The following is a 12,025-nucleotide window of genomic DNA, read 5'->3' as shown; positions in this document are numbered from 1 at the left end:
GCCTCCCAGCTGCTGGAACGAGCGTGATCAGCTCATCCAATCGGCAGGACCGTCCTACACGCCAACCCGGTGATCGTTTCCGGTCACAGCACTAGACGGGTTGTCGTGCCACTGGGAATGTCCCAGGACCTACAGAAAAAGCAGCGACTTGTACAGGTGCGCTCACCGCCCCTGCCCCAGCGCCAGATCTATGCGACCACTCGATCCAGCTCACCATCGGCCGGAGTCGGGCAGCACTTTTCGACCTCGGCAAAGGCATACCGCTCTGGCCGGCCGCGTCCTATAGTCGCCGGGGTGAGCGATCTTCAGCCGGGTGTCTACCAGCATCTGATCACCCGCGAGATGGGCGCCCTGCTGCGTGCGGTGTCCGATCGCGACTTGATCGATCGCCGGTCCTTGGATCTTGCCGACTCTCACGAGACACTGGCCCGGCATCTGGCTGCCCTCACTCGCCGGGCGCTCCGCTCGGTGCGGGGTGAGAGCGACACGGTGCGGCTGGCGCGGCAGGTGGAGATCGTCAACCGGGTCGCCGACCTGATCGGTGAACTGGTACCCGAGGCCGCTTCGCCCGAGGAACTCGTTGAAGCCGCAGATGAGTTGCTGGGCATCGCCAGGGGCCGGGACGCGGGCGGACGCGTGCGCTTCCCAGCGCGGCCGGTGGTCCCTCTCACCGGAAGTGCCTTGCTGGTCAACGGCCGCGGACAGCCGGAGATTGGCCATGAGCTCAAGCGCGAGCTGGCCTCCGCCGATCACGTCGACCTGCTGTGCGCGTTCGTGAAGTGGAACGGCGTACGCGTCCTGGCCGAGGAGATCCACGACTTCCTACAGCGCGGCGGCAGGTTGCGCGTGGTCACCACGACGTACATCGGCGCCACCGACCGCCTTGCGCTGGACCGGCTGGCGGCCATGGGCGCCGAGATCCGCGTCTCCTACGACACCCGGATGACCAGGCTGCATGCCAAGGCGTGGCTGTTTCACCGCGGCAGCGGCCTGTCCACCGCCTACGTGGGCTCCTCCAACCTGTCGCGCACCGCTCTCAGTCACGGCCTTGAGTGGAACGTCCGCCTTGCCCAGGCCGAACAGCCACACCTGATCGACACGTTCGCCGCCACTTTCGACGACTACTGGGGCGATCCGTCGTTCGAGCCCTACGACCCGGAGCATGACGCCGAGCGGCTGGACCGCGCCCTGTCCGCCGAACGGGCCGGCGGGCGGGCGGTCGTGCTCGACTTCGCGCACGTGGACGTCCGACCGTACTCCTACCAGCGCGAAATTCTCGACGAGCTCGACGCCGAGCGGCAGATCCACAACCGGTGGCACAACCTCGTCGTCATGGCCACCGGCACCGGCAAGACCGTCGTTGCCGCGCTCGATTACCGGCGGCTGCGCGCGGCCGGGCAGGCGGAGTCGGTGCTGTTCGTCGCTCACCGCAAGGAAATTCTGCGGCAGAGCCTGCTCACTTTCCGGCAGGTGATGCGAGATGAGACGTTCGGCGAGCTGTACGTGGACGGCGCCCGCCCCGAGCAGTGGCGGCATGTGTTCGCCTCGATCCAGACCTTGGACGCCAACCCGCTCCTTGAGCCTGACCGCTACGACATGGTGATCGTGGACGAGTTCCACCACGCCGAGGCCGCCACGTACCGGAAACTGCTCACCGGAGTTCGGCCCAAGGTGCTCCTGGGCCTGACCGCCACGCCGGAACGCGCCGACGGGCAGGACATCAAGCACTGGTTCGGTGGCCGTATCGCCGCCGAACTCCGCCTGTGGGAGGCGCTGGAACGCGGGCTGCTGGCCCCGTTCCAGTATTTCGGCGTCCACGACGGCACCGACCTGCGCCAGATCGGCTGGCGCCGGGGCCAGGGGTATGACGTGGGCCAGCTCTCCAACGTCTACACCGGCAACGACCGCCGCGCCGCCGTAGTCCTGGAGGCATTGCAACGCAAGATCGGCGACGTCGGGCGGATGCGCGCCCTCGGCTTCTGCGTGAGCATCGACCACGCCCGCTTCATGGCCGACCGCTTCACCCGAGCCGGGCTCCCCTCCGTCGCCGTCACCGCGCACAGCCTGCGTGACGAGCGGGACCAGGCACTACGTGACCTGCGAGACCGCAAGATCAACGCGGTGTTCACCGTCGACCTCTTCAACGAGGGCGTTGACGTCCCGGAGATCGACACCGTGCTGTTCCTGCGGCCTACCGACAGCGCCACCGTCTTCCTGCAGCAGCTCGGCCGTGGGCTACGGCTGGCCGAGGACAAGCCGTGCTTGACCGTGCTCGACTTCGTCGGCCACCAGCACAAGCAGTTCCGCTTCGACCGGCGCTATCGAGCGCTCTCCGGCGCCAGCCGTACCGGCATCGCCCGGGAAATCGAGCAGGGCTTCCCCACGCTGCCGGCAGGTTGCGTGATCGACCTGGACCGGGACGTACGCCGGCTCGTCCTCGACAATGTCCGGCAGGCCCTCAACCTCAGCTGGCGGGACCTGGCACGAGAACTCCGCGACCTCGGAGACGTCGATCTGCCCACGTTCCTGCAGGAGACCGGACTGGACGTCGAAGACCTCTACCGTCGTAGCCGCCAGGGCTGGGCCTCGCTGCGGCACGCGGCCGGCTTCAGCAGCACGCCGGGTGACGAGGCGCTCGGACGGGCCTTCGGCCGGATGTTGCACATCGACGACGTCGAACGCCTGGCCTTCCTCACCGAGGTGCTGGCCGGAAAGGCTCCGCAATCGCCGCGCGAGCTACGCCTGATGGCGATGCTGGACGCGATGTTGTGGGGCGGCACCGAACCGATCTCCGGGATGGAGACCCGGTTCGCTCGCCTCACGGGTGCTCGCGCGGATGAGCTGAAAGAGCTGGCGAACGTGCTCCGCTCCGGCCTGCGACACGTGACCCCGCCGCTGGACCCTGTCGTGCCTCTGCACGTGCACGCCCGCTACAGCAAGAACGAGGTGCTGGCCGCCTTCGGCATCGACAAGCCCGCGCACATGCGGGAGGGCGTCAAGTACGTGCAGGAGCACCGGGCGGACCTGTTCTTCGTCACCATCGACAAGTTGGAGGACCACTACTCCCCCACCACGCTGTACGCCGATCGGGCGATCAGCGAGGACCTGTTCCAGTGGGAGTCGCAGAGCACCCTACGCTCGTCGGCTGCCACCGCCCGCCGCTACGTGACGGGCGAATCCACGATCCACCTCCTCATCAGGCAGTCCAAGCGCGACGAAGGACTGGGCGCCCCGCCGTACACGTACGCGGGGCCGATGCGGTACGTGAGCCACGAGGGCGAGCGACCCGTCCGCTTCGTCTGGCGCCTGGACCACCGGCTCCCACCTGAGGTCTTCCACTACGCCAAGGCAACCGCCGGCTGAGCCACCCGTTCCTCACCTCAGTCGCTCAGATCAGGCATAGAGCAGTCAGGCTGCTGGGAATGCCCTGCGATGCTGTCCGAGTTGATCGGCTCGCCACGCACTTTGTGACTCCACTCACATTTGACCGGATGTGCGAACCAACCCGCCGGCTGTTCGGTCAACCTGCTAGACGGGGGTCCGCGGTACCGGGTTGATATCGCAGAGGAGCCAGATGTCCGCAGTGCAGACGAACGACGGTCAGAGGCTCGACCCCCGTGGCCGCAAGGCGACCTGGCGCGTCATCGCCACCGTGCTTTTTCCCTGGATGACCGCGAAGTTCCTGTACAAGCCCCGGGTCGGCCCGTCGCCCAAGGACCGGATGCTGGACCGGCTGGCGTTCTGGCGGTCGATTATCGGCCTCGGCGTGATCCTGGTGGCGACCTCGCACTACCAGGACGTCTGGGGCAACATCATCCAGAAGGCGATGGAAACCGGGCGGCTGGCCGTCATTCTGTTGCCGCTGGCGCTGCTCGCGATATTCGTCGTCACGCGCTCCGGACTTCGCGCCCAGCTCCTGCCCGGCGTGCTCCGACTGATCGGGCGCTCGGTGCTCGCGCTGGCCCTTTTCTACCTGCCGATCGTGTTGATTTTCGCCGCGGCCGGCAACCTCAGTTTCGCCTCGCTGGCCAATGGCGAGGCCGAGTTCACCAGTGACATCGACATCAACGCCTCAGGGGGCGCGGCACTCTGGGTTCTCCTGGCGATCCTCTTGGCGATCGTTCTCGTTCCCTGGTTCTTCTGCCTCTGGTATTGCACGATCTATTGGGCGGCGCGCACCGGGTTCTGGATGGGCGAGGTCCATCCGCTGCTCGCGCCGATCGGCACAACGGTGCTCATGCTGCTGATCAGCGGCCAGGAGCTCATCGCGCGCGACACCAAGGGCGTGCCCGACTGGCTGTGGCTCACGCTGAACCTCTGCGGCGCCGCCACGGCCCTGGTGCTGGCCGTGCTCGAATACCGGCATCTCCGGTCGACCGGCTACCGGTTCCGCAACGGCCCGGAGCCCGTGACGCAGGATTCGGACGGCTCGGCAGCCGTCGATCAGATTTAAGGCCCCGCCGTGCGACAAGTCGGAGTTCCCGGTCTCGATCTGCCTGGCCGGCGACTGCTCGGCCGTCAGACTGTGATCTGCGGCCATCGCCTGGCCTCCTTCGTGGATGCACACCGTTCGAAGGATCACGCGATGGCCGTCCACTCACCGCAGCCCAAGGTCACTCCCAGACGCCCACCAGGGTGAACCCCGCCCAATAGTACGGATCGGCGTAAGGCCGGTAGCCGGTCGGCGCGGGCGTTGCCCGGCTAGCCCGGCGGGAGCGCGCGAGCAGGGCGGTGAGCTCCAGGGCCTCCGGCGAGTCCGGCGCGGCGGCTGCGAGCAGTTCCTCGTAGGCCGCGTACGCCTCGGCGAACCGGCGGGCCTTGAGCAGCGCGTCGGCGAATCCGCGGTCGAGCTGTCGTCGCGTGCCGGCGTCCGATGAGCCGAGCTCGGCGCGGAGCTGCTGGTGGTAGGAGATCAGCCGGTCCGGGCGGAGGGCCGCGAGCGCCGATGATGATCAAGGCGAAATCGCGTCGGATGAGGGCTCAGGCTCTTTGCTCGGGTGGCGCGTGGACGGTCGAACGCTCGATGCGGCCGGCTTGGATGATCAGCCCGGCCTGAACCCGTCCAGTGATGTTGTTGTGCACCGTATCGGCAGGTGCAGCCGCCAGCAGTTGCAGGTTTTCGACGCAGTTCGAGTCCGAAAGGAGCAGCTGCGACAGGCGGGCTCGCCAGTCGACTTCGACTGCCGCCACCGTCGCATCGTCCGCCTCTGCGAGCGCGCTCAAGAGCACCACTCGGGAGGCTTCCAGCTCTTTCAGTGTCTCCTTCTCATCGCCGGTCCTCCCCAGCACGGCGGCGAGCCGGTCTTTTGTCTGCGCCCATGCGTCGGAAACCATCAAGGTGATCAGCGTCGATGCGCCGGACGCTGCCAGCGCCATGAGCTCCGCTTCCATGCCTTCCTCACCTTCCGTCGCTCCAAGGCTGCTCAGGTGTTTCAGGGGTTGGCTCGTTCAGACCGAACCTGCGTTCGATCTCGTCCGCGACCTCCGGCCGGCCGTAGTTGCGCGCCAGCAACGCGATCTGATGCGCGAAGAGATCCCGCTCCCCATTCAGATCGAGGGAATGCAAGAACGCCGCCAGGTCGTCAACGGGCGATACTCCGTTCGCCGAAGGCATGGCACCGAACAGATAGGCAGCCTCTTCCGGCGCCGTCTTGTTGTTCGCCGCGGAGGACAGCGTGGCAAGCAGGCCGATATCGTTCACTGTCTTCTCGACCTGATCGTCGTTCTTGACGAGCCACCACACGACGGCGCTGCCGGTGTCTTTCAACACATCTTCGCCGAGGTATTCGCGCTTGCTCTGCTCGTACTTGCGGTCGTGTTCCCAGACCATCTGATCCTTACGTACCTCGGCCAGCTTGTTGAGGCGTTCCTGATCCTGGCTGCTGAGGACGACCTGCACGGATTCGGCCATGGCGAGGACGTGGCCCGTGGGGTCCTTCTGCATGGTGCCCAGGATCCCGCCGAGCTCGTGTGCGACCAGGGGCGCCCGGCCCGGCTCACGGTTTTCGGTGATCTCCCTCGCGCGTCTGAGGATCGCGTCCACGGCCAGTGCCGCGAGATTGACCTGTCTTTCGTCGCCAGGTGAATGAACAGGCTTCCAGAGCACCATGGCGGAGAAGAGAAAGTCGTAATCAGCCTCGCGACTGGGCAGCGGGACTTGGTCGATGCGCTGTTCACGTGACTCGATCGGAGGCGGCGGCAGCGAAGGCTCGTCCATGGGCTCTGGTTGCGCCGGCGCGTTCGTCGGCCAGTGCCTCCATCCGAACCTGGCGAGCGCTGTCAGCGCTATCACAGCCACTAATGCGATGGCCGACAGCCATATCGCCTGAGGGGCGAAGGCGATGAGGCCGGCCATGATAAGTGCGCCCATGACGTACAGGTAGACCATGACCGTGCTACGGCCCGAACTCATGATGCCCTCCACAACGTTGGTCAGGTAATTCGGAGGCCTTGACTGCTGGAGATCTTGCGCAGGACGGCATCGAGGAAGGCGGCGGACTGCTCTGCGGATCGGGACACCGCGCGTGCCTCGGAGTAGAGGCGGCCCAGGATCGTCCTGCGCTGATCACCGGCGGACACGAGCACGTCGATGAGGGAGTCCCGGTGACGCTCGTCGTTGCAGGCCACGACGAGCCACTGCCTCAATTGGCTATGCCAGGCCGACTCGTCGCGCTCGAGGAAGACCCGTTTCCACCCGTTGGTCAGCATGTCGCGGACCTCCGCTTCCGCTGCCAGCGGTCGGCTGTGGCCGTCAGAGGCGGTGAAGGCCGCCGGGTCTACGAGTTGCAGGAAGAGATCGGGATCTCGCTCGTACTCCTTCCTGCTGCCTCGGGGCGGCTGGGTGAGGCGAGCGAGCAGCAGTCGGCGGAGCCACGGGGCTCCGGAGACCAGCTCCAGCAGTGCGGTACGGGCGTTCAGGGTGCGACTCTCCCTCCTGGCCCGGTGATGGAGACGCACGATCGCCTGGTCGGGATGATTGAGGGCGATGACCTTGACGCACATCATGATGACGACCTCAGACAACGCCTCGGAGAGGTGGTCGTCGGTTGCCCAGGTGAGGACCTGCTTGCGGAAGAACCCGCCGTGCTGCTCACTCTTGAGCGCCTGCTGCAATGCGCGGTCCGCCGCCACCTGGCGGCGGTAGGCACGCGCCCCGCTGGTCCACTCGGCTACCGCTTCGACCAGTACCTGCCGATGTCTCGGGTGCAGACATTGGTCGGCGAACCGCTCGACGAGGAGGTCGCGGTCCTTGTCGGGCAGGTCGGCGTGGTCGACCATCTTCCCGACCCACTGCCGGATGCTCTTCCGCAGCTCGGGCATGTGGTGCCAGAAATGGGCGCGGACCGCGGCGTCGAACCCCAGATCCTGGAACCGTACGTGCCCTTGATCATCGAGCTCCGCGCAAATGCCCTTCAGACTTTCCAGGAGGTCGGAACGCTCCAGGAGGTGGCTCTCTTCAGAGTACGAGACGGTCGAAAGCAGGGACGTGGCGGCGTTGTAGACGTGATCGACATGTGCGCCCTCCAGCATGGCGACGGCGAGAAGCAGGGCGCGTTGGGGGCCACTGCGCAGCTCTGCGACTGCATCGGCCACCGTTGCGCCATGCCCGGTGTGTGCGGACTCCGCCGCCTTGTACCAAGCCTCGTAATCCAGGTGCGGATCTTTGAGGTATGCCAAGCGGACGAGGTCGGCGAACCGGGCGACGTCCCGGAGTGGCGGGTTCTTGCGCAGGAGCTCCGAAGGAGGGCTGTTCACGGCGCCGGGAACCTCCGCCAGCCGCAGGTGGCGGCGGAGCACCTCGTGCGCGTTCGGCCGTCGTATCCCGGCGTGGAGCCGGGCGAACTCCGGCGAGACCTCACGCCCGTCCCTGCCCGGCAGCACAACCACCAGAAGGGCCGAGCGCTCGTCGATCATCTTGCGCACCGAGGACAGCTCGTCCTGGAAGGCACGCCAGCTGCGGTCATCCACCTGCGTCAGGTCCAGCCACACGCGGTCGTCGTCACCGACGGCGGCGGGCTCAAGCCGATACCTTCCGGTGTCTTCCTCCCGCTGCCAGGCCAGCTCGTGGAAGCGCTCGGTCCCTGTCGACAACCCGCGCAGGAGAGCCTTGGCCGTGGCGATCCGGCCTCCCCCCGGTTCACCGCTCAGCAGCACTGTCCGGTAGCTCTCGAGGAGGTCGTTCGCCTTGCCGTAACCGGGAGGATGAACAAAACGCCGCCAGAGCCAGTCCAGCTCATCGATGAAGGCGTACCGCGGGTCCCGGCCCTGTGCCGCCGCCTCGTAATAGTTGAGGTTCCCGCTCCCTGTGTGGATCGGCCCAGTCACCGGCTATTGTCCTCTTCCTCTTTGTCATGCGTGTCGCCGAAGACCTGGCGGATCCCGCCCTGGTTGTCGTGGGCGATGTACATGGCACCCGGCCCCGAGATACGGGGGGAGTGTTGGTTGATATCCCCCGAGCCGAAATGGGTTGGGCCATAGTTGCCCTTGGAGATCGTGCCGGCGTCGCCGACGAAGCTCCCGGCCTGGACGATGTTCCCGTGCGCCTCGGAGATCGAATTGCGAACGTCGGCCACCTCCGGCTCCGGCTGTGCCGTGCGATCGGCGGCCTTGAGGCGGGGCAGTTTGGCGGCGAGGATGTCACCGATGCGTTTGAGGCCGGACGGCAGATCGTGGGCGTCCAGCCGGACCGACTGGACGTCCGCCAACCTGCGCAGCGGCGTCGGCAGGTCGGCGGGGTTGAGCCGCTCCGTCTTGCGGCCGTCAAGGATCGGGATCACCTCTATGCCGCAGGTGAACGCCTCCTGGATCTCTTTGCGTACCCAGTCAGCCTCGTCATGGAGTCTGGGATGTTTCGACCAGCTTGGCCCAATAACGGCTAGTACGAGACCGCTACGGCGAACTGCCCTAACCAACGCCTCCGGGTAGGTCGCACCTGGCGGGATGGCGTTGGAGGCGCGGAAGATGTGCTCGTTCCCGAAGCGGTGCGCGAGATTCTCCTCGAGGAGGGCAGCGGTCTTCTCGCCGTCGCCGGTGCGGTAGTTGATGAATACCTCGTGCGTCACTGATGCCCCCGGTGGGTCTGCTCGAAATCGGCGAACTGCAGAGCCGTGCTGAGTTCCGGAGTCACCCGCCGTACCGCCGCGTTCTTGGGGTGGCGGGAGAGTGTCCGTGCCAAAGCACGTACGTCCTTGGCGATGGTGGCCGAACTGACCATGGCAGCGGCGGGAAGAAGCTGATCTGTCAGATCGCAGGCGTGCTCTAGCTCACCGGCCATGGCATGGGCGAGCGCGCGACGCATTCCGTAGCGGACACGGGTCCGCAGCGCATGCAGTGGCACCAGCGCCATCTGTCCGCTCAGCACCTCCGCCGCCTCGCGCGGACGCCCAAGGTCGTACAGGCACCAACCAGTGATCATCCCGACCGGATCGGGGAGATTAGTGGTGCCGATGACGGGCGGCCCATCCTGCTGCAACGCTGGAGTGGTCAGCAGGGCGCGAGCCCGATCCAGGCTGCGCATGCAAGCGTCATAGTCGCCCGCGAGCGCGTGGCCCTGTGCCTCGCGCTGCTCGGCCAGACCGCGGATGCGCGCGGGCAGTTTGGGATGCTGCGCCCGCCTGGCCAGTTCGAGTGTCTGTGCGGCGTCGTCGCGGTAAAGCGTGACGAGTGCGTGCCGAACGTGGCCGTACGCCGCCAGGTCGTGGTCTCCACCCGCCGCCGCGAGCTCCACCGCGTGGCGGGTCCACCACAGCGCACCCTGGTCGTTGCCGATCTCCTGCATCATCCAGCCGGCATACTCGGCGTAGCGAGAGGCCAGGCGCAGGAGGCCGTCGCGAGTATGGGCTCCCGTACGGGCGGAAAGCGCCCGTAACGAGTGCGTTTGCGCGATGAGCGCGGGCAGTAGCGCTCCAGGACCGACTGTCTGACCGAGTTGGCGATAGTTGTCGAACAACGTACGGGCCGCAGCCAAGAGCGTGGCATCACCGGCAGGAGAGGCTGTGTTCGGGGGGCCGATGTTCATGCCAACGCTCGCAGCGACCCCCATGGTCAACAATTGCCGTCGGCTCAACGGCTGGAACCAGCTTCGGCCATCCCCGGACAACGCCATCAACCACACTTCCTCTTCATCGCTGGCACGAGGAGCCTTCGCGTCTTTAGGCTCTACCGGGACCAGGGCCATCAGTTCGCCGTCAGCATCAAGTGCCTTGTCGCAGAGGCGAGCCAGGTCGCGACTGGGTCGCTTCAAACTTCGTTCGACCTTGCTGAGCTGGGCCTTGCTGTAGTGGACCAAGCTGGAGAGAGCCGTGAGGGTGAGGCCGGCGGCCAGACGGCGCTTACGCAGTTCCTGACCGAAGCAAGTCGGCTTCCGGTCCATCGGACCTCCCTCTCGCCCCGCCCGAGCAGTTGAAGTCACTGCCTGCAAGGGTGCGTCAGTTGTGCGGCGCCGACAAGGGAGGGCCGTTGTTTCCCGTTTCCACTCTCAGAACCACTGTCAGCCCGATGCAGGGGCACCGCTGCGCGGCGGTGCCCGCCATGACTGCACTTCTTGTCCTGTGCTCGATCACCGCGCCCGTGGCAGCCGTGCCCGGGAGCACGTGGAACAGGCGTTACGGCCAACTGGGCAACTGACCCACGAGGCTCGGGCCGGCCCTCTGGCCAGGCGTCGACACCGGTGAGCAGAACGCCTGGACGGCCGGTGGGACAGCGCTTCGGGGCAAAAACGTCAACGAACCCCGGATAGACGGGATAACCAGCGGGGGAACTCGAAGGCCTGGCGGCTGAGGGTATCCGTACGCTGAAGGCCGCTCTGCATGCCGCAGAATCGGCGCTCGGATCCGCAGGGACGAGTTGGGGATTCGCGCGTGGGCTATCCCGGTCTCGGCCCACAAGATCCGCTTGGCGGCGGCAGCAAAGGTCCTGAGACCAACCGGCCGCCACTGCTCTTGGAGTGGATGGAGCACGACAAACCTGAACCGTTCGGTGGCGGCAAAGCCCGTCATTGTGGACGAAACGTTGATTGCCCCAGGTACGGGCGCACCCCCTGGCTGGGAGCTTCTGGGACCGTCTTGGTCAGCTGCAGTCGCATCAGCATTCCTGGCCCGTAATAGCAAGCAAAAGAGGATATAAGATCATCATATGCGCCACGATCCCGGAGTTTGTCGCCTACAGGGGAGAGATCTGTCGGCTTACCGTCATATAGCGGGGCCGTAAACCGTGGAGCCAGCAGGCACGGAAGAGCGCTAGGAAGATCTTTTGGGCTTTCCTATGACTCGCCATTGGGTGCCACGCCACACTGAAGGCCGTGACGAACGATCTCACCGAAGCGCGGGACCGTCTGGTTCCCCCTCGCCGGCTCCACCAGGTCGCGGCCCTGCTCAACATGCCGAACCTGGACGAGACCACCCCCCAGGACGGGGTTCCGCCGTCCAGGCAGCAGGCGACGCTGTATGCGGGCATCGCTGACTGGGCTCGGCTCTCGGCGATGGCGGCCGATCAACTCGACGACTCGGGCGCACCCGAGATCGCCGACGAGTTCGTCTACCTGGTCGAATACACCGACCAGCATGCCAAGGGCTGGCACCCGGCGCCCAGCGAGCACTCCGACGGGATCACGTTCGCCGAGCGGGCCGAGGTGGTCGCGCGGACCGTCATGGGCCGCTACATCACCCACCTCGCCGATCATCGCGACGACTACGAGTTGTGGCTGGTGGATTCGCTGTCCCTGCGGGTCAGCGTGTGGAACGCGCGTACGGCCAACGAGGCGCGTTCGCGTGATCGGCGGCTCGCTTACTCATACTCGGGGCACACGTTCCAAGAATTGCAGATTCCTCCGAATGCCGTGGAGATTCGTACGCCGGTTCAGATTCATCGGTTCATGACGCATTACATCACCTGCTGTTCTGAACCGGAGCATGGGGAGATTTATCCGGGTAATTGGGCTGCGTTGCCGACCGATGCCCTTTATTCGTACTTGCGGTACGGTCCGCTCTCTCCTGGCTCGGCCGGCTGATTCCGGGCGAGGGCACGA

At 66.1% G+C, this 12,025-nt stretch carries 8 protein-coding genes; 3 read left to right on the top strand and 5 right to left on the bottom strand.

Annotated features, from left to right (window positions below; genetic code table 11):
- The first annotated feature begins 342 nt into the window (after positions 1 to 342).
- Both ACWDXC_RS36495 and ACWDXC_RS36490 read left to right on the top strand, forming a co-directional pair.
- On the top strand, positions 343 to 3,363 hold the full coding sequence (locus ACWDXC_RS36495) for a DUF3427 domain-containing protein (protein ID WP_449989973.1): 3,021 nt from the start codon (positions 343 to 345) through the stop codon (positions 3,361 to 3,363).
- 211 nt (positions 3,364 to 3,574) lie between these two features.
- Entirely contained in the window at positions 3,575 to 4,453 is an 879-nt protein-coding gene (locus tag ACWDXC_RS36490; protein ID WP_449989971.1) for a hypothetical protein, read from the top strand.
- 527 nt (positions 4,454 to 4,980) lie between these two features.
- Here the strand turns inward: ACWDXC_RS36490 and ACWDXC_RS36485 are convergent.
- The 5 genes from ACWDXC_RS36485 to ACWDXC_RS36465 are packed head-to-tail and all read right to left on the bottom strand — an operon-like array spanning position 4,981 to position 10,372.
- Positions 4,981 to 5,391 carry a hypothetical protein gene (locus tag ACWDXC_RS36485; RefSeq protein WP_449989969.1) on the bottom strand — a complete coding sequence of 137 codons (411 nt, stop codon included), beginning with the start codon at positions 5,389 to 5,391 and terminating at the stop codon, positions 4,981 to 4,983.
- Between the two features lie 7 nt (positions 5,392 to 5,398).
- The gene (locus ACWDXC_RS36480) at positions 5,399 to 6,412 is read right to left on the bottom strand and encodes a hypothetical protein (protein ID WP_449989966.1); all 1,014 of its coding nucleotides are present in this window, start codon (positions 6,410 to 6,412) and stop codon (positions 5,399 to 5,401) included.
- 20 nt (positions 6,413 to 6,432) lie between these two features.
- The gene (locus tag ACWDXC_RS36475) at positions 6,433 to 8,325 is read right to left on the bottom strand and encodes a hypothetical protein (RefSeq protein WP_449989963.1); all 1,893 of its coding nucleotides are present in this window, start codon (positions 8,323 to 8,325) and stop codon (positions 6,433 to 6,435) included.
- Entirely contained in the window at positions 8,322 to 9,062 is a 741-nt protein-coding gene (locus ACWDXC_RS36470; protein ID WP_449989961.1) for a toll/interleukin-1 receptor domain-containing protein, read from the bottom strand. The genes ACWDXC_RS36475 and ACWDXC_RS36470 overlap by 4 nt, the downstream gene beginning before the upstream one ends.
- Positions 9,059 to 10,372 (bottom strand): helix-turn-helix domain-containing protein, encoded by a 1,314-nt coding sequence (locus tag ACWDXC_RS36465; RefSeq protein ID WP_449989958.1) that lies wholly within the window; start codon positions 10,370 to 10,372, stop codon positions 9,059 to 9,061. Before ACWDXC_RS36465 ends, ACWDXC_RS36470 begins: the two co-directional genes overlap by 4 nt.
- A gap of 927 nt (positions 10,373 to 11,299) precedes the next feature.
- Between ACWDXC_RS36465 and ACWDXC_RS36460 the strand changes: the two genes are divergently transcribed.
- Positions 11,300 to 12,007 carry a hypothetical protein gene (locus ACWDXC_RS36460; protein WP_449989956.1) on the top strand — a complete coding sequence of 236 codons (708 nt, stop codon included), beginning with the start codon at positions 11,300 to 11,302 and terminating at the stop codon, positions 12,005 to 12,007.
- Positions 12,008 to 12,025: the final 18 nt, after the last annotated feature.

The organism is Nonomuraea sp. NPDC003214, from assembly GCF_053590035.1.
Note: the sequence above shows the minus strand (reverse complement) of the source record. Positions and strands in the feature narration are given on the sequence as shown.